A 19,009-nucleotide genomic window follows, 5' to 3' on the forward strand; every position below is an offset into this window, starting at 1 on the left:
GGGGTGATTGCTCGGCTGAGCCAGCCCGTTCTTACCTTTGAGCGATGATTTCGACAAGCCGAGGGGGCGTCGCTGATGTCGGCCAAATCTTTCTTTGGGCATCCGCTCGGAGAGTTTTGATGCTTGACAAGATTTTTTGAAATCGATAAGGCCGAATCGAACTGACCGAGTACTCACTCGGGAGCTTGTTCAAAATTTATCAAGTCAAGGAGCTCACCGTGTCCTATCGTATCGAAATCCTGAACGCGGCCTCAAAGCTGTTCGCCGAGCGCGGCTTCAAGGATACGTCCATCGCCGATCTCTCCAAGCTCAGCGGGGCCGCGGAGGGGACTATTTTTCACCACTTCAAGAACAAGGAAGGCATCCTGATCGAACTGCTGATCAAGGTGAAGAAGGACATCCTGCGGGAAGTTTCGGAGAACATCGAAAAGCAGGGAACCGGCATGGAGCTGGTGGAGCGCGCGGTGCACCAGTTTTTCACGCTCTCGGAAACCATGGAGTTCGAATTTTTGCTTTTGTTCCGCAACTATCCCTATCAACTCGCGGCCGTGAACCCGGATTGCCGCAAGTGCATCGAGGAAATCTACAACTGTTTCCTGGAGCTGTTCATCGAAGGCATCGAAAAGGGCCGGCAAGATGGCACCATCCGGGACTGCAAGCCGTTTCGTACGGCGGTCATTCTTTTCGCTCTGGTGGTGGGCATCGTTCGGTTCAAGTTGTTCAACCTCTATCCCGTGGAGTCCTTTTACGCCGAGATCATGGACTCCTGTCGCAAGATGCTGGAACCGCGCTGAACAGACACGAGGAGGCGTCATGCACATTCTCTTGATCGACGACGAACGGACTTTTCTGGAAACCATCATCACGCGGCTGCGGCTGCGCGGCATCGCGGCCGAGGGCGTGGATTCCGGGGAGAAGGCGTTGGAAGCCATGCGGGGCAAAGCATTTGACGCCGTGGTCTTGGACGTGAGCATGCCGGGCATGGACGGGGTGGCCACGTTGCGGGAGTTGAAGCGCATCAATTCCGAGGTTCCCGTGATCATGCTCACCGGGCACGCCACGCTGGAAACCGCGGATCAAGGCATGGATCTGGGGGCGTTCGACTACATGATGAAGCCCTGTCCCATCGATGAACTGCTGGACAAGGTCTCCGAAGCGATCCGGAGCCGCGGCGAAGGGGGTGAGGCAAGACCAGGATAACCAACACGCTCGCTCTGTTCGGGGATCGTCCACCTTACTCTGAACTTCTTCCCTGGAGGAATTTAAAAATGCGATTTTTCAGAAACCTGGCCGCGATGATGCATCTCGGGGCCGTCCAATACGCCAAGTGGGACTATGAAACGTCCATGAACATTCTCAGGAGCAGGAAGCGGATGTTCATTCTGATGCTTCTGCTTATTCCCTGTGCCATCGGCGTGGGGTTGTCCCACGCGGATCTGCCGGAAATGCTGGGCGGGAAGTATTCCTACATGCCCAGCTTCTACTCCCCCTTCATCTTCTACATTTCGATCCTGATCGGCATGTTCGCCGGCCTGATCACCGGGTGCATCGGCGCGGGCGGCGGCTTCATCATCACCCCGGCCCTGATGAGCGCCGGGATCAAGGGCATTCTGGCCGTGGGCACGGACCTGTTCCATATCTTCGCCAAGGCGATCATGGGCACCGTGATCCACAGGAAGTTGGGCAACGTCTCCGTGGCCCTGGCCGTGGCTTTTCTTGTGGGCGCGGGCGTGGGCGTGACCGGCGGCGGCGTGGTCAACCGGACCTTGTATGAAATCAACCCGATCCTCAGCGACACATTCATCAGCGTGATGTTCGTGGTGCTGCTGGGTTTTTTGGGCACCTACGCCATGCTGGACTTCCTGCGGGCGCGCAAGGTGGACATCGTGGACGTGCACGGCGGCAGCGGCGGTCATGGGGCGCACGGCTCCGAACCCACCGGACCGGGTATGGCCGCGAAGATCCAGGCCATGAAGATTCCGCCGATGATCACCTTTGACCAGGATCTGGTCCCCGGCGGCAAGCAGCTTTCCGCCTGGTTCGTGGCCATCTGCGGCGTGGTGGTCGGCTTCGTCTCCGCGATCATGGGCGTGGGCGGCGGCTTCCTGACCTTCCCCATCTTCGTCTACCTGATGGGCGTGTCCTCTTTCACCACCATCGGCACGGACATCCTGCAGATCATCTTCACCGCCGGCTACGCTTCCATCGCCCAGTACGCCATCTATGGGTTCATCTTTTACACCCTGGCCATGGGCATGCTGCTGGGCTCGCTGATCGGCATCCAGATCGGGGCCATGACCACCAAGGTGGTTAAGGGGATCTACATTCGCGGTTTTTACGCCACGACCATCCTGGGCGGGTTCATCAATCGGCTGTTCGTGTTGCCGGAAAAGATGGGCGACATGGGCTATCTGAACATTTCTCCGGGCATGGGCAAGGCGCTCAGCGCCACGGGTAATGTTTTGTTCTTCATCATTATCGGCATCTTCGCCGCGTGGGTCTTCTATATGTTCTTTACGAACATGAAGACCCTGAAAGGGGAGGAATAGTCATGATCAACAAGAAGGAATTGAACATCGGACTGTTTCTGTGCGCCAGTTTTTTCATCATCTTCGGAGTGATGTGGTCGCCGTTGTTTCCGGGTCTGGAAAACGACAAGGTCAATGCTTTCCATGCCGCGGACAATCTGTTCAACTCCATTTCCAAGGGCTCGGCCTACTTCATGGAACAGATGGAAGAGAAAAATGAAGCGTTCCTGGGTAAGACATTCAAGGCCAGCCTCGACGTGGGCAACGAGCGTCGGGCCGTGATGGCCCAAGCCGTGCTTCAGTCCGCGCGGGCAGGAGTCTCCCCGGACGGGGCCACCGTGCATGTGGAGGGAGACCTGGGGCTGATCGTCCAGGCCGCGATCACGGACTCCCGGGATATGTTCCACAACGACGGTCAACGGGTCGGAGCCCGGTACGGCTACGGCGAGGCCGACGCCCGGGAATTGATGTATGTCTGGTATCGGCTGTTCAAGGACTTGGAAAACGAGATGAACCACCAGGAACGTTTCGCGGATGCGAAACACGTGGCCGAGGTGATTTCCAAGTCCGTGGAAGTGGGCTACAATTTTTACGGCATCGTCCCCGAAAGCGCCCGCTCCAAGGCCGGCATCCTGACTTTCAGCTTGGTCTTTTACGTCATCTACACCCTGTGGTGGGGCATGGCCATCCTGTATATGTTCGAAGGGATCGGCATGAAGATGAAGGCCGGGAAGAAGAAGGAAGTGTAGGACGTGGGTTCAATGGTTCAGGGGTTCGCGGTTCAACGGTTGCCGTGGACCCCTGGACCGGAAACCTTCACGCTATCTTTTCGCTGCTGATGCATTGCCGTATGCGAAATCGAAATCGAAATCGAATTCCAAAAGGAATGCAAATCATCTTTTCATTCCATCATCCTCATTATATGATTTTCGATTTCGATCCCGATTTCGATCTCGATTTCGATCTCGATACATGGGATGCCCCAGAGCACGCTTACCGCTGAACCCCTCCCCCCCCATGACCGCACTGCTCACCCACATCAAACGCCTGTTCAACCGGACTCCGGAGATCGACGAGGTCGAGGCCGCGGCGGTGAGCGCGCTGTTCAAGGGCAAGTACAATTCCTTCAAGCGGCTTTTGGAAGCCAACAACCAGGCTTTGCGGGTGATGACCGAGCTGGATCAGACCCTGAAGGGCATGCACAGCTTCGGCATGGTCTTTGTGCGGTCCCGGTGTACGGCGGTTACGGTGGACGTCTATTCCATCGTCAAGAATCTCCGGGAATTGGCGGGTGGCGGATACGCGGATCTGGAGCCGGCCTTCCGGAAGATCCGCGCTGATATCCGCGAGATCCTGGAGCGACGTCGCGTGAGTCCGGTCACGGACCTTGTCCTGGACCTGGAGGCGGTGGACAAGGAAATGGCCGACGCCGTGGGCGGCAAGATGGCCAATCTCGGTGAAATTCTGAAGCGCTTCCCGGATTTGCGTATTCCCCACGGGTTTGTGGTCACCGCCGCCGGGTACGAGCGGTTCATGGCCCACACCACGCTGCAAAAGGAGATCGACCGCCGGCTTCAATCCACGGAAATGGAGGACCCTTCGGCTCTGTACCGGGTCAGCTCGGAGATCCAGTTGGCGATCATCAACGCCGAAGTTCCCGAGGATCTGCGGCGGGCCATCGAAGCGGCGTATATCCGGCTGGAGGGGCGGACCCGTGGCGGGGTCAAGGTTTCCCTGCGTTCCAGCGCGGTGGGGGAGGACGCCTCCGGAGCGTCCTTCGCGGGCCAGTACCGGTCCGAGCTGAACGTCAATCCAAACAACCTGCTGGCTTCATTCAAGGAAATTTTGGCTGGAAAGTATTCCGTGACCGCCATTTCCTACCGTTTGAACCGGGGCATCAAGGACGAGGACGTGCCCATGTGCGTGGGGTGCATGGCCATGGTGGACGCTCGTGCCGGAGGAGTGGCCTATTCCCGCAGTCCGACGGACATTCGGGCGGACGCGTTGCTGATCAACGCCGTGCCCGGCCTGCCCAAGGCCGTGGTGGACGGCAGCGTGACTCCGGACCTGTGGGTCGTCTCCCGGACCGATCCGGAGCGGATACTGAAGGAAGTGGTGGCGGAGAAGACGGAAAAATTTCAATGCCTGCCCGAGGAAGGCGTGACCCGCGTGGATCTTGATCCGGCCGAAGGACGTCTTCCCTCCTTGGACCGGGCCATGGTCGCCCAGGTGGCCCGGGCGACCAGACGGCTGGAAGAAGGGTTTCAGACTCCGGTGGACGTGGAATGGGTGCTGGACGAAGAGGGCCGTCTGGTGATCGTGCAGTGCCGCCCGTTGATGCAGTTGCCGCAAGAGGGGGGCGCGGAAATCGTTGCCCCGAATGAAGATGTGACCGGCGAAACGGCACCGGATGACGTGGTGCTTCAGGGCGGGGATACGGCCAGTCCCGGCATTGCCGCCGGGCCGGTCTTCGTGGTCCGGGCCAACGACGATATGCTGCGGTTTCCAACGGGCGCGGTCCTGGTGGCCGCCCAGGCCCATCCCCGCTGGGCCACGCTGCTGCCCCGGGCCGCGGCCGTGATCACCGAAACCGGAGGCATCACCGGGCATCTGGCCAACGTGGCCCGGGAGTTCGGGGTTCCGGCGTTGTTCAACGTCCCCGAGGCGACGCGAAAACTCGGGACCGGGAACGAGGTCACCCTGGACGCGGACATGCGTCGGGTGCATTCCGGCCGAGTGAAACGGCTTTTGGCCCAGCAACGACCTCGCAAGGGACTGATGGAAGGGACCCCGGTCCATGAGACCTTGAAGGAAGTGGTCCGGCTGATCACGCCGCTGAACCTGACCGATCCGGCCGGACGGGATTTCAAGGCCGGGAATTGTCGGACCCTGCATGACATCACCCGCTTTTGTCATGAAATGAGCGTCCGGGAGATGTTCTCCTTTGGACAGGAGACGGCCCTGGTCCGGCGGGCCGGCAAGCGTCTGGTGGTGGACGTGCCCATGCAGTGGTGGGTGCTGGACCTGGAGGACGGGTTCCGGGAACCGGTGGTCGGTCCGCACGTGCATATCTCCAATATCGTGTCCTTGCCCATGCAGGCGCTGTGGGCCGGGATCACGGCCAAGCCCTGGGCCGGGCCTCCGGCCGTGGACGGCAGGGGGTTCATGTCCGTGATGTTGCAGGCCGCCTCCAACCCGAACCTCAACGCCGACGGGGCCTCGGAGTACGCCCAGCGCAATTACTTCATGATTTCGAAATATTTCTGCAATCTGACCTCCAGGATGGGCTTTCATTTCTCCACGGTGGAGACCCTGGCGGGCGACCCGGCCTATGAGAACTACGCCCGGTTTTCATTCAAGGGCGGAGCCGCGGATCTGCGGCGACGGGTCATGCGCACCCGGTTCATCGCGTCCGTGCTGGAGGAGCAAGGCTTTGAAATCGAGTCCCACGAGGACATGCTCATCGCCCGGATCAGCGGCCGCCCCCTGGAGGAAACATTGGCGGCTTTGCGGATTCTCGGTTATCTGACCATCCATACCCGGCAGCTGGACATGATCATGCTCAATCCGGACCAGGTGTCCTATTACCGGACCATGCTGTGCGCGGACATCGGGGGCATGGTCCAAAACGGGAAATGCATTTTGGAACAGACATCGGACCTCCAACAATAAGGTGCGGCCATGGGCATTATTAGTATTTTTCACGGGTGCTTCTGTCACGAAGGGGAGGTCGTCGCGCTGGTTGCCGAACGGGTCGGCGCGGTGGTGCTGGACGATCCGAAGCTGCTGGAGCTGACCCAGACCCGGTTCGGGGTGCAGGCCCTGGCCCTGGAGCGGTCCTTGTTCCAGGGGAAGCGGACGGGGGCCTTTCTCGCCGTTGAAAAGCGGCATCATCTGGCCATGGTCCGCCGGACCCTGGCGGACAAACTGGTGGACCTGGAACAGGACAAGATTCTCTGTTCGGGTTTTCTGGCGCACCTGGTGCCCCGTTCCGTGAACCACGTCTTTCACGTCTGCCTGATCGCGGAGTTCGGATATCGGGTGGACCGGACCATGGCCGATCTGAAGCTTTCCCTGGACCTGGCTCGGGAACGGGTAGCCGGGGACGACCGTGTTCGGGCGACCTGGGCCGAGGAACTGCTCCGCAAGGAGCCCTGGGACCATACATTGTACGATCTGGTCCTGCCCATGGACCGCAAAAGCGTGGAGGAAGCCGCGGACGCCATCGTAGAGCACTCCCGCAAGGATCTGCTGCAACCCGACGATCTGTCCCGCGAGGCGTTGCGGGATTTTCAGCTCCAGGCCGCGGTGGAACTGGCCCTGGCCGAAGAAGGGCACGCGGGGCAGGTCAAGGCGGAGAGCGGCCGGGTCGAGCTGCTCATCACCCAGAACGTGATCATGCTTTCCAAGCTGGAAGAGGAACTGCGGGACATCGCAATCCGGGTCCCTGGGGTCGAGGAAGTGATCATCAACCTGAGTCCGGAATTCTACCAAAAGACCATGTATCGACAACATCAGCCCGAAAAACGGAATAAATTGTTGCTGGTGGATGACGAACGGGAGTTCGTGCATACCTTGTCCGAGCGGCTTTTGATGCGGGAAATCGGCTCCGCGGTGGTGTATGACGGGGAGCAAGCCCTGGCCTTCGTGGAGGAGGACGAGCCGGACGTGATGGTCTTGGACCTGAAAATGCCCGGAATCGACGGTTTGGAGGTTCTGCGCCGGGTCAAGGCGGCCCATCCCCAGGTCCAGGTGATCATCCTCACCGGCCACGGTTCCAAGGAGGATGAACGCAACTGCCTGGACGCCGGAGCCTTCGCCTACCTGCAAAAACCGGTGGACATCGACGTCCTGACCCGACTCCTGGAACAGGCTCGCGTCCGGGAAGAGGAACAGCCCCGGACGACACATCCGGGTGAGCATGAAAATGGCGCGTAACGCCCTCGTCGCGCTGTGGGAGCGCTTCAAGCCGGCGTTCTGGGACGCCGCCGATCCTCCGGAGCCCGAGGCCGGGGGAGGAGGATTCAACTATCGGCGGATCTGGAAACTGGTCGTGCTGCTGGTAACCACGGTGTCCGTGGTGCCGCTGCTGTTGATCACGTTCATGGACTACAACCTGAACCGCAGGGCCATGCAGGCGGATTTCGTCTATCCGATCAACAGCCTGCTTTCCAACACCAAGCTGAGTCTCTCCTCGTTTCTTCAGCAACGCCGGGCTGTGTTGGAATTCATCATCGCCGAGCATTCGTTCGAAGATCTTTCGGACGAGTTTTTTCTCCATGAACTCTACCACAACATGAAGGCGGCTTTCGGCGGATTCGTTGATGTCGGTCTGATCGACGGACAGGGAAAACAACTGGCCTATGTCGGACCGTTCGATCTGAAGGGCAAGGATTATTCAGAACAGGACTGGTTTACCGAAGTCATGGATCGACGGGTGTTCATCAGCGACGTTTTTCTGGGGTTTCGGGACGTGCCGCATTTTGTGATCGCCGTGAAACGGATCTGCTACGACGGCACGATCATGATTCTTCGAGCGACCATCGACACGGAACAGTTCTTCAATCTGGTGCAGTCCTTGAACCTGCGAGCCACGACGGACGCGTTTCTGGTCAATCGGCAAGGCGTGCTGCAAACCCCCAGCTTTTCTCACGGCGATGTGTTGAGCGAGATTCCGTATCCCGTACCTCCGTACTCGGAGGTTCCGGTCATTCTTGAAATCGATGACACACGCCGAAACCCCGCGTACCTGGGGTACGTTTACGTGGAAAATACGCCGTTCATCTTCATGGTCGTCAAGCAGCAACAGGAAATGATGCGCAACTGGTGGCGGTTGCGCTTGGAAATGCTTGGTTTCCTGTTGATCAGCGTGACCTGTATCGTTGCGGTCATTCTGACCTCGGCCACCATGTTGGTACGGCGAATTTACGACGCGGACATGAAGCGCTCCATCGCCTTGCACACCATGGAGCACACCAACAAGATGGCCTCCATCGGTCGTTTGGCCGCGGGGGTGGCTCATGAAATCAACAATCCGTTGGCCGTAATCAATGAAAAGGCCGGTTTGATCAAGGATCTCTTTTCCTTTTCGGACAAGTACGGCCAGGACAAGAAGCTGTTGTCGCTGGTGGACTCCATTCTCGGGTCCGTGGAGCGCTGCAGCGCCATCACCCATCGGCTGCTGGGCTTTGCCCGGCATGTGGACGTGCAGTGGGAGCGGGTGGACGTGGTCCAAACGGTCCGGGACGTCCTGGGCTTTCTGGACAAGGAGGCCCAGTACCGGGCCATCGAGGTCAGCCTGGACGTTCCGGAAATTGTTCCGGAGATCGTCACGGACAAGGGTCAGTTGCAGCAGGTGCTGCTGAACATCGTGAACAACGCTTTTGCCGCGGTTCGGGACGGTGGACGGATCGCCATTGTCCTGAGCGTCCCCGAATCTTCAGAGGTCCGGATCGCCATCACGGATAACGGGTGCGGCATTTCCCCGGAAAATATGAAGCGGATCTTCGAACCCTTCTTTTCCACCAAGCCGAAACACGGCACGGGGTTGGGGCTGTCCATCACCTACGGACTTGTCAAAAAACTGGGCGGGATGATCGAGGTTCAGAGCGAGCTGGGTCTGGGGACCACGTTTACGATAACCCTGCCGGTGACTCACGCTCAAAAGGAGGAGGAAGGTGCGAATTCTGCTTGTGGATGATGAACTGGAGCTTGTTTCCGCCTTGGCCGAACGGCTGGCGATCCGGGGCATCGCCGCGGACTATGCCACCACCGGAGACCAGGCCCTGCGTTTGGCCGGAGAAAATGACTACGATCTGGCCGTGCTGGACGTGAAGATGCCTCACGTGAGCGGTTTGGAACTGTGGGATCGGCTCCACGTTTTGCATCCGCGAATGCGTTGCATCTTTCTGACCGGGCACACCTCGGAGCGGGACTTTCAGGCCGGAACCCGGGCCGGGGCGCTGTATCTGCTCAAGCCGTTGAAAATCGAGGTGCTGATTCAAAATATTCGCAAATTGTTGGAGAGCCGGGGGGAGGGAGGGTGACTCACCCTTTCCCTCGTTCGCTGTCCAACGTGGCGTAGGCCCGGCGGATGGTTTCGGTGAGTTCCCTGAAGTCCACGGGCTTTTGCAGGCAGGCGAAGGCCCCGTGGTTCAGGCAGGCTTGAAAATCTTCCTCGTTGCCCGTACCGGAAAGGATGATCACCGGCACCCGGGGGTGGCCTTGGCGAATGATGCGCAGGACGTCCATGCCGTGGATTTCAGGCATTTTCAAATCCAGGAGGATCACTTCGGGCTCGTCTTCCTCGACCACCCGCAGGGCCTGTTCCCCGCTGGTGACCACGGCCGCGCCCATTTCACGCATTTTGAGCCGTTCGGACAGCGTCACGGCGAAATCCCGCTCGTCGTCCACCACCAGCACCTTGGCCGGGTTTTCAAAGTCAAAAGGGCGGTAGACGTCGGTCCGGTAGAGGTCCGGGCCCATCCTGATCTCCAGGGGGGCGTCCCCGGCCTCATCCCGGACGATGGCCCGCAATTCTTCTTCCAGGCGTTCCGGCCGGATCACGTTCATGTCCACGCGAAGCTCGATCCGGCCCTGTTTGACGTCCGCCCGGAACACATGACCTTTGACGGCCAGGGCCGCCTCGACTCCGGCGGCCAGGGCGAAGTCCGTTGCCGCCTGGGAGGATTCCTGGGTGGGCAGGGTCACGGCGCGCCGGGCCCGGTCCTGGATCAGATCCGCGGCGTCCTGGGGCGAGGTCGCGTCCATGGGGATCAGGATGTCGCAGGGCGAGGCGCGTGCGGGGTCTCTCTGGGCCAGATACTCGGTCCAGCGGGTTCTGGCCTCGTCTTCCTGGGCGATCAACTTGGCCAGAGCCTTGGGGTCCAGGTGGTGGGACCGGGCCGCGGTCCGAAGCCGAAATGCCTCGTCAGCGGTCAGGCAGACCTTGAGCACATGGGTCATGGTCTTGGGAACCAGGGAGCCGGCCAGGCCCAGAAGCAGCAGGTCGTCCTCAAGCAGGTGTCGGGCAACCACGGCCTTGTAGCAGCTCACGCAGCGTTCCCGTTCCCGGGTGAAGGCGTTGAACACGGACGGTTTGCCGAACAGAGAGCGGTAGAACTTGTTTTCCGACAGGTTGTAGGTGGAGGCGGCTTCGGCGATGATCCGGCGGTCTTCCAGGATCTTCAGGGAGAGGGCCTCGGCAACGGCGTGGGCCACTTCCTGTTCCTGGCAGTAGGCGGGGCTGTATATGGTCAGGATGGGCATGGAGCGACCTCGCGGCTGTCCGTTGAACAGCTGAATAAGGATTTTTCAACACAGTTAAAAGAGCAGGTTGAGCACCGTCAAGGAGACGACCAGGAAGAGCACGGTCATGATCCCCCCGGCGCGCAGGAAGTCGGCGTTGCGGTAGCCGCCGGGTCCCATGATCAGGGCGTTGACCTGGTGCGTGGGGATCAGGAAGGAGTTGGACGTACTGATGGCCACGGTCAGGGCGAACATGGCCGGATCGGCTCCGGCCAGCACGGCGATGTTCACGGCCAGGGGCACCAGCAGAACCGTGGCTCCCACGTTGGACATCAGCAGGGTGAAGACCGTGCTGAGCACGGCCACCGCGGCCTGGAGCACCCAGACCGGCACGTCGCCCAGCAGGTTGATGGTCTGCACCGCGATCCAGGCCGCCGTGCCCGTGGTTTCCACGGCCAAGCCCAGGGGAATCAGGCTGGCCAGCAGGAAGACCGACTGCCAGCTCACGCTTTTGTAAGCCTCATCCATGGTCAGCACGCCGCTGACGATCATGGCCGCGGCCCCGGCCATCAGGGAGACGGACAAGCGCAGGTCGCTGAACAGCACCAGCCCCAGGGTGATCAGCGAAATGGCCAGGGCGTGGGGCATCTTTTCGTGCAGGATCACCTCGTGGGGAAAGTTGGAGGTGACCACCACGAAGTCCGGGTTCTTCTCCAGGGCAGCCAAGTCTTCCCAGAGGCTGTGCAGGACCAACGTGTCTCCGGATTGCAAAGGCAGGTCCCGCAGGTTGCCGCGGATCACCTTGCCTCCTCGGTTCACTGCCAGGACCGAGATGCCGTGGGTCTTGCGCATCCGGACGTCCTGGAACGTCTTGCCGATCAGGTTGGAACGCGGCGGGACGACCACCTCGGAAATTCCGGCCTGGGACGCGGAAAGCACTTCGGCGAAGTGGGTGAGCATGCCCGAGCATTGCAGGTCCATCTCCTGGCAGACGTCGCCGATGTCCTTGCGCGCGCCGAGCAGGCCTATCTGGGAACCGGCCTGGATGACGATGTCGTGGGCCGGCGCGATGCGCAGATCCCGGCTTTGGTACAGGCCGATGACGGCGACCCGGTTGCCGAACAGGCTTTCGGCGTCGGCCACGGTCTTACCGTCCAAAAGGCTGCCGGCAAAGACGTGGATTTCGAAGATGTCCCCTTCCAGGCCGTACAACCGGCGGAAGTACTCCACCGTGGAAACCTCTTGGTCCTGCCCTTTTTGGGCCGGCAGGACGAAGGGCCCCAGGAGCACGAAATAGATGATGCCGGTCAGAATCAGAGCGACGCCCACCGGTGTCACGTCGAAGATGGCGAAGGTGCGCATGGGGGCCACGCCTTCGGGCAGCATCCGATTGGAGGTGGCGATCAGATCATTGAGCAGGATCAGCGGGCTGGAGCCGATCATGGTCAGGGTCCCGCCGAGAATGGCGCAAAAGCCCATGGGCATCAGCAGGCGGGACATGGGCAGGCCGGTTCGCATGGCGATGCGCTTGATCACGGACATGAACAGGGCCGCCGCGCCCACGTTCTGCATGAACCCGGAGACCACGCCCACGGTTCCGGAGATGACCGGCACGATCCGGCGTTCGGTCTGTCCGCCGACGCGCAGGATCAGGGAAGCCAGCTTGTTCATCAGGCCTGTTTTGTCCAGGGCCTTGCCCAGAATGATCACGGCGATGATGGAGATCACCGCGTTGCTGGCGAAGCCCCGGAACAACTGGTCGCCGGGGACCAGGGCGGGCACGCCGGGGATCAGGCCCATGACGCCCAGGATCATCATGATGGTCACCGCGGCCACGTCCACCCGGACCACTTCGGAGATGAACAGGACGACGGTCAAACCGAGAATACCCAGGACCCAAAGCATTTCCGGAGTCAATGGAATCGTTTCAGCCATGCGCTCCCCGCTTGTTGAAGATGATTCGCTTCATTGGCCGATCTTTCCAGCGGCGATCCGGGCCGTGATCCCGGGCCATTGGCGGGCGGTCCGGGCTGGAAGGAGCTCTTCCTGTAGCTCATGGTCCGGGATGTGTCGACCTGATCTCGATTAGCGGCGCTTTTGTTTGGTTCAGGGTGGAGATGTCGATGGTGGGGTCACGGCACTTTTCAGTCAGTCCGGGGATAAGCGCGGGATGCAGACCGATGGACAACTTCTTTCCACAAAGCGAGGGCACATGCAGCGCGAGGAATGGAAACGGCTTTATCGTCAGGAACTCGGGTTTTTCGCGGCGATTTCGGCCAGCGTTACTCATGAAATCAAGAACCATCTGGCGATTATCAACGAACAAAACGGGTTGCTGGGAGACATGCTGGCCATGGACGCCGATGATGGTCCAGCCTACCGAAAGCGCCTGGGCAAGGTGGTCCAGGACGTGGCCGATCAGGTGATCAAGGCGGACGGGGTGGTCCGGCGCTTCAACACCTTTGCCCATACGGCCGACAGTCCGGTTGGGGCCGTGGACGTCGCGGACTTTCTGAAGCTGTTTGGAGAGATATCCGCGAGGCTGGCGCGGCGCAAGGGGGCGACCGTGCTCGTGGAACCGGGTGCTGAATGCGTAACCATCCGGACCAGACCCTTTGAACTGCTCCATTTGCTGTTTTGCGCGATGAACGTTCTGCTTGGTTCCGGAACCTCCAAGGGGGCTTTGAGGCTCCGGCTGGAGTCTGATTCTGAGGGGATCCGCGTTCGGATGTCCGGGAACGGGGGCAATGGGGCTGTCGGGGCGCAAGCTTCCGACCCGGCCCTGGCTCTGCTTCTTCAGCGTCTCCAGGCCCGTCTGGTCTTGGCTTCCGACGGGACGGGCCTCACGCTGGGTTTGCCGATGGAACTCGTTGAAGACCGAGAAAAGACCAGAATCTCTTGATCCCACTCACGATAGCGGATCGTCGAAGTCGAGATTCCAGGGGGCTTTCGGGCGTTGGACAAACCCGATCAGCGCACCGAGAAAGGCCGCGCGACGGCGCAGTTCCGACGGATCGTGCCCCGTGGACCAAGCGCACAAGCCGTCCGGGGCGTGGTCCACAAAGAAGCCGCGAACCCGGATCGTTTCGACCACGACGTTTTGCACGTCCGGGAGCGGGGTCCAGGGAGGGAACCACTGCCAGAGGAAGCTCAAGGCGTTGCGGGTTGGTGATGCCTCATGGATCTGAATGGTAAACAGGGCGCGTTCCAGTGAGAGGTTGAGCAGGGTCGTGCTTCCGGAAAGGATGAATATCCGCGGGCGGGGTGCTGAAAGCGGACGGACCGCGGCCCGCAGGCGGCGAATGAACCGGAAGAGGCGGAACTGGCGGGGAGAATTGGCGTAAAGGGTCCAGTCCGCTCGGGCGATGCCCGTCCAGACGGCGTTGAGCACTGGATGCAAAACAGGATGGAACGCCGACGCTTGAGACTCCAGGGAAGAGGGGCGGCCTACCTGCTTTTCCAGGCGCGGATCGTCCAGGTCCAGGACCCACCAATTCAGCGGATGAGGGACCGCCAGGTGGTGGAGCAGACCGGGCGCATGAGACAGCTTCAGGAGTTGGCGGCAAGCGAGCAGTCGACTGGCCTGGGCCGCGTCCCGGAGACTCCGAACGTTTTCCGGCACGATGCGCGGGGCCAAAGGGTTGACCCGGCTCAAGGGAGCCGCTTGGCTCAGTATCGTGGCCAGGGTCGCGTGGGCGGGGGTTGCCGATTGAGCGGGAAGTGGAGTGGAAAGATTCAGGGAGCTGCTCCCGCGAGGGAGCGCGACCTGTGGCGAAGGGGGAGCGAGGACGTTGCGGTTGGTCGCGTCGACGACGACATCTTGTCCGCTTTGCAGCAGGGTCGTGGCGTTGTGGACGCCGCAGAGCACGGGAATCTGAAATTCACGGGCAATGGAGGCCAGATGGCTGAACTCGCCGCCTGTTTCGACCACCACCGCGGCGACGTGGGGCACAACCCCGGACCAGCGCCGCAAGGGGCGGGCGACGACCAGGACTGATCCTTCCGGGACGTGCAGCAGGTCGTTGTTGGTGCGCGCGACGAAGACCCGCCCGGCGCCCAGGCCCGGACAAACCGACTCGGTTCCTTGAGCCAGAAGGGGCTCCTCGTTGGCGGATGGGACTGAGGATGCTCGAGGGAGCGACGACGGGCCTGGCGCTCCGGAAGAGGATGCATGGCGAACATGCCGGAGCTGCTGGATAAAAAAATCACCGTCCTTGGACAGTGCCCACTCCATGCGTAACGGACCGCCGCAATGGGCTTCCAGCTCCATGCCCAGCCGGGCCACGTCCACAATCCGCTCATCCTCCAACGCGGGCTGGTCGCGCATCGAGGGCGGGTTGGCCAGGAGGGAAACCCCTTCCTCAGCGAGAAACGCCGTGAATTTTTGCGGTTTATCGACAATCCGCCGGGCGATGATGCGTGACGACTCGCGAGACACTTCCCATTCGTCCGGCTGGACATAGCCCTCGAAAACAGCCTTGGCCAGGCCGGGGACCGCGAGGACATGCACCAAGGTGGACGCCGACGATGCGGAATGCCGGGTGACGACCTGCCCGGCGGCCATGGTGTCCACCATGGCCGAGCAGACCACGGCCATGGGCTGGTCCTCGACCCGCAATCCTCGAATTCGGCGGTGGCTCATGGCCGCCGGGCCATATTGGGAAGCCAGGACCTCCTTGTAGGCCATGAGCAGCAGGTCTTCGCCCACATTGACTTCGATGCGGTGCTGCCCGGTGAACGAGCGTTCCGGGGGGGCTTCTCCGACGCAGCTGGGGCGCAGGACGACGCGCACGCCGCGATGTCCGGCGGCGGATTCCAGCTCGCGGTACGCTGCCCGGACCGCCGTTTGCAATCGATCCGGCAGCGGGGCGGTGATGATGCGTTGTTGGAGTTCCGAGCTGAGCCGCAACTGATCCACCAGCGTGGCGCTTTCGTGGATTTGCAAAAGCCGGTTGAGTTCGTCCGCCAAACCCTGGTGGGCCATGAACAGCCGGTATGCCTCGGCGGTGATCACGAATCCGTCCGGAACGCGCCACCCTGAAAGGTTCGAACGCGGGTGAAGTCGGCGAACGTTCCCCAGCAAGGCCGCCTTGTATCCCACGGTCAGGGCGTTATCCGCGTTCACCAGGGCAAGGGGAACGACCAACTCCGGATCTTCCGACGGCCCCGGAGGCGCGGTGGCGATGTGGATGGTTTGAGCCAAGATCCGGAACGGTCCCTCAATATCGCTCACATCCCGCGTGCTCATTTCCCGGACCGAGCGCAACATGGCGAAGATCGAAACGCACATGCGGGTGCTCTGGACCCGCAGGGTGGTCATGGTCGGCGGGGAGGCGTCTCGCGAGGCGAGTTCGCACACCGCGACGCGGCTCAGGAATTCGGTATCCGCGTTGGCGAGACGGTCCCAGGCCTGCCGCAGTCCGGGCAGATTCTCTACGCTACGGGATATGGCCTCTTCCCGTTTGCGGGTGGACGTGGGCAATTGCTCAAGGAGCCTGGATAGCGTGGAGGGCATGGTCGGGGGCGGAGCCGGGAGGTCGAAAGCGCAGGGACGACGGATCAGGCTTGGGAGAAGTCCGAGCGGGCATCGGAGAGCACGGCCTCGTTGATTTTGGACAGAATTTCGTCCAGGTTGCCGGGCTTCATCAGGTAGTCCAACGCACCGAGGCGCTGGGCTGTTTGGGCGGACTCCAGAGAAGCGTATCCCGTGAGAACGACAACCTGGGTGGCGGGGTGGCTCTGCTTCAGCATTTGGAGCATGTCCAAGCCGTCCATGTCTTGCAGGCGCAGGTCCAGGAGCACCACGTCCGCGGGGTCCTCGGCCATCATTTCCAGGGCCGCCCAGCCTTTTTGGACCCCGCGGACGGTGAAATTGCGCTTTTGCAGTCGTTTGACCAGGGGAACTCGGAAATCTTCCTGGTCGTCCACCACCAGTACGTTGGTCCGCTTCACGCGGCTTGCGTCCCTGGATGGCGCGCCAGGGCGCCGATTTTGTTCAGCAGTTCGTCCAGGTCACATGGTTTCATCAGGTAATCCGCTGCTCCCAGGGCCAGACCTTCCCTGGCGGCCTGTTCCGATCCGTGTCCGGTCAAAATGATCACCGGCATGGCCGGGTCCAGGATCTTGAATATCTTCAACACCTCGATGCCGTCCAAGTCCTCCATTTTGAGATCCAGTACGGCGACGTCATAGGATCCTCCGCGCAGGGCGCGAACGCCTTCTTTGCCGGAGAGGACGGAGGTTACGGCAACGTCGCGCCGACGCAGACGCTTGGTCAGTACGTCGACGAAGCCCTGTTCGTCGTCCACCAGCAGAACGTGAAGGGCCGCCAAGGGAGAGGTCCGGGAAGCGGTGGGCATGAACTCGAAATCAAGCTCGTCGATGCATGACTTCCCTGGCTTCGGCCTCGCGGATCTTTTCTTCCCGTTCGCGCTTGATCCGTTCGGCTTTTTTGACCTTTTCCACCAAGTCGTCGATTTCCGCCGGTTTCATCAGGTAGTCGAAAGCACCCAGCTTCATGCCGTCAATGGCCGACTCCACGGTTCCATGGCCGGTGAGCATGATCACCTCGACCAAGGGGAAGCGGCTCTTGATTTCCTTGAGCGTTGCGATCCCGTCCATGCCGGGCATTTTCACGTCCAGGACCGCGATGTCGATGTCGTGGTGCTTGTCCAGTTGATCCAGGGCCTCTTGTCCGCTGTAGGCGGTGAAGATTTCAAAGTCCCGCTTGGACAACCGTTTGACCATGGTGTCCACGAATGGAACTTCATCGTCCACGAGAAGAATCTTTGCCAGTGACATGTGCAGCCTCCGGGGTTGGTTGTTCAAAGGGTGAGACGAAGGTCTCCGTTTCCGGCGTCGGCGTGGGATTGACGCACGGTAAATTTTTCACAAAGAAGTCCGGTGTGGTTTTGAAGCGGCCGTGCTTTTTTGTCCGTGATCATGTCCTCGCGCTTTCGGCAACTTTCCGCTCTTTTGAGTCCTTGGTCAAGGGGAGACGGATGGTGATGGTCGTGCCGACGTTGACCTGGCTGGCTACGGTGATGTCGCCGCCCATGTTTTTGACGATGGTGTAGCAGATGGAAAGTCCTAGGCCTGTGCCCTTGCCCACTGGTTTCGTGGTGAAGAAGGGATCGAAAATCCGGGAAAGGTTGGCTTTGGGAATGCCCATGCCCGTGTCCGCGACGGCGACCTCGGCCATGTCTGCGACGGTGTGGGTGGTGACGGTGATCGTCCCCCCCCTGCCTTCCAAGGCGTCCAGGGCGTTGTTGAACAGGTTCAGAAGGACCTGCTGTATTTCCGAAGCTGAAGCCGTGATGGACGGCAGGTCGTCGGCCAGGTGCAGTTCGATGCGGGCGTTGGCGTAACGGGCGTGATTTTCGGACAAGGCGCCGACGTCCCGGATCATGGCGTTAAGATGCACCTCCTGCATCCGTAGGTCCGACTTGCGGGCGAAGCTGAGCATCTTGTGGGTGATATCCTTGCAGCGGGCGCCCTGGGTTCGGATTTGGCCCAACGCCCGGCGTAACTCGTCGAAGTTTCGGGAGTTGGCCATCTCGGCGTCTTCTTGCAGCAGGTCCTCCATCCATCCGGCCTCTTCGACCATGATCGCCACCGGGTTGTTGATTTCATGGGCGATGCCAGCGGCCAGTTCGCCGATGGAGGCCATTTTCCCGGCTTCGATGAACTGTTCGCTCATGGTCTCCATGACCAGTGACTCGCGCAGTGCCTCACTGGCCATGCAGCGGCGCAAAAAGACCATCGCCGCGCCGATGCCGAACAGGCCGAGGCCGAGGAGTCCGGCCAGAATGACGCGCAGGGGGTAGCTTTCAGGAGCCAGGATGGCGGGCGGGGAGGATGTAAGGCTGAACCAGAATACCGTCATGGCGGCCAAGTAGGGCAGGGCGGCGAGACCGACGGCCATGAGCACGGTTAGGGAGCGGTATCTGGAAGCGTGTTCGGACATGGGCCGTTTCCTGGGATTCATCCTTGCAAGTCAGCTATGGTTGCCTTTATCCTTGACTGGTGTTTTGTTCAAGTGGCTGGTGTCTTGGTATTCATAACCAATCTGTTCTTATCACAATCCACGTCGCGATCGGAATCGAAATCGGAAAATGCTATGCATCACCTCGTGATTACACCATCTTTATTGGACATGACGTTCGATTGCGATGACGATTTCGATTTCGATACCGATTCAAGTAGCGGGTAGGGATTGAGAACAAAATTGCCCT

At 60.6% G+C, this 19,009-nt stretch carries 16 protein-coding genes; 9 read left to right on the plus strand and 7 right to left on the minus strand.

Translation table 11 applies throughout. The features are described 5' to 3' along the window. Positions 1-218: 218 nt before the first annotated feature. From AC559A_RS11450 to AC559A_RS11485, 8 genes are all read left to right on the plus strand, one after another. Positions 219-794 carry a TetR/AcrR family transcriptional regulator gene (locus AC559A_RS11450; RefSeq protein ID WP_498818022.1) on the plus strand — a complete coding sequence of 192 codons (576 nt, stop codon included), beginning with the start codon at positions 219-221 and terminating at the stop codon, positions 792-794. 19 nt (positions 795-813) lie between these two features. Beyond that, complete coding sequence (locus tag AC559A_RS11455; RefSeq protein WP_035261256.1) at positions 814-1,200, plus strand: response regulator; 387 nt, start codon at positions 814-816, stop codon at positions 1,198-1,200. 68 nt (positions 1,201-1,268) lie between these two features. Next, complete coding sequence (locus AC559A_RS11460) at positions 1,269-2,549, plus strand: sulfite exporter TauE/SafE family protein (RefSeq protein ID WP_028571252.1); 1,281 nt, start codon at positions 1,269-1,271, stop codon at positions 2,547-2,549. Positions 2,550-2,551: 2 nt separating this feature from the next. After that, the gene (locus tag AC559A_RS11465; protein WP_051434309.1) at positions 2,552-3,277 is read left to right on the plus strand and encodes a hypothetical protein; all 726 of its coding nucleotides are present in this window, start codon (positions 2,552-2,554) and stop codon (positions 3,275-3,277) included. A 268-nt stretch (positions 3,278-3,545) separates the two neighbouring features. Then, a complete protein-coding gene (locus tag AC559A_RS11470) occupies positions 3,546-6,200 on the plus strand; it encodes a PEP/pyruvate-binding domain-containing protein (RefSeq protein ID WP_498818023.1) in 2,655 nt (884 codons plus the stop codon). A 9-nt stretch (positions 6,201-6,209) separates the two neighbouring features. Further along, positions 6,210-7,466, plus strand: a complete 1,257-nt coding sequence (locus AC559A_RS11475) for a cytidylate kinase-like family protein (RefSeq protein ID WP_498818024.1) — start codon at positions 6,210-6,212, stop codon at positions 7,464-7,466. Continuing rightward, positions 7,456-9,228, plus strand: a complete 1,773-nt coding sequence (locus tag AC559A_RS11480) for a sensor histidine kinase (protein WP_035262250.1) — start codon at positions 7,456-7,458, stop codon at positions 9,226-9,228. The genes AC559A_RS11475 and AC559A_RS11480 overlap by 11 nt, the downstream gene beginning before the upstream one ends. Then, complete coding sequence (locus tag AC559A_RS11485) at positions 9,206-9,574, plus strand: response regulator (protein ID WP_028571255.1); 369 nt, start codon at positions 9,206-9,208, stop codon at positions 9,572-9,574. Before AC559A_RS11480 ends, AC559A_RS11485 begins: the two co-directional genes overlap by 23 nt. Position 9,575: 1 nt before the next feature. Here the strand turns inward: AC559A_RS11485 and AC559A_RS11490 are convergent, their stop codons facing one another. Next, positions 9,576-10,796: a response regulator gene (locus AC559A_RS11490; protein ID WP_028571256.1), complete on the minus strand. Its 1,221-nt coding sequence runs from the start codon at positions 10,794-10,796 to the stop codon at positions 9,576-9,578. 54 nt (positions 10,797-10,850) lie between these two features. After that, positions 10,851-12,710 carry an SLC13 family permease gene (locus AC559A_RS11495; RefSeq protein ID WP_028571257.1) on the minus strand — a complete coding sequence of 620 codons (1,860 nt, stop codon included), beginning with the start codon at positions 12,708-12,710 and terminating at the stop codon, positions 10,851-10,853. Positions 12,711-12,987: 277 nt separating this feature from the next. On the opposite strand from AC559A_RS11495, the gene AC559A_RS11500 reads away from it, so the two are divergent. Beyond that, positions 12,988-13,677: a sensor histidine kinase gene (locus AC559A_RS11500; RefSeq protein WP_498818025.1), complete on the plus strand. Its 690-nt coding sequence runs from the start codon at positions 12,988-12,990 to the stop codon at positions 13,675-13,677. Positions 13,678-13,683: 6 nt separating this feature from the next. On the opposite strand, the gene AC559A_RS11505 is transcribed toward AC559A_RS11500, so the two are convergent. The 5 genes from AC559A_RS11505 to AC559A_RS11525 all read right to left on the minus strand — a co-directional run bounded on the left by AC559A_RS11505 (position 13,684) and on the right by AC559A_RS11525 (position 18,741). Beyond that, on the minus strand, positions 13,684-16,290 hold the full coding sequence (locus tag AC559A_RS11505) for a PEP/pyruvate-binding domain-containing protein (protein ID WP_498818026.1): 2,607 nt from the start codon (positions 16,288-16,290) through the stop codon (positions 13,684-13,686). Positions 16,291-16,334: 44 nt separating this feature from the next. Beyond that, a complete protein-coding gene (locus AC559A_RS11510; RefSeq protein WP_035261263.1) occupies positions 16,335-16,727 on the minus strand; it encodes a response regulator in 393 nt (130 codons plus the stop codon). Next, positions 16,724-17,134 (minus strand): response regulator, encoded by a 411-nt coding sequence (locus AC559A_RS11515; RefSeq protein WP_051434311.1) that lies wholly within the window; start codon positions 17,132-17,134, stop codon positions 16,724-16,726. Before AC559A_RS11515 ends, AC559A_RS11510 begins: the two co-directional genes overlap by 4 nt. Before the next feature lie 10 nt (positions 17,135-17,144). Beyond that, a complete protein-coding gene (locus AC559A_RS11520; protein WP_028571260.1) occupies positions 17,145-17,576 on the minus strand; it encodes a response regulator in 432 nt (143 codons plus the stop codon). A gap of 139 nt (positions 17,577-17,715) precedes the next feature. Then, positions 17,716-18,741: a sensor histidine kinase gene (locus tag AC559A_RS11525; RefSeq protein WP_498818027.1), complete on the minus strand. Its 1,026-nt coding sequence runs from the start codon at positions 18,739-18,741 to the stop codon at positions 17,716-17,718. Positions 18,742-19,009 lie beyond the last annotated feature (268 nt).

It is taken from the genome of Desulfonatronum zhilinae (assembly GCF_900182865.1).
Lineage (GTDB): Bacteria > Desulfobacterota > Desulfovibrionia > Desulfovibrionales > Desulfonatronaceae > Desulfonatronum > Desulfonatronum lacustre.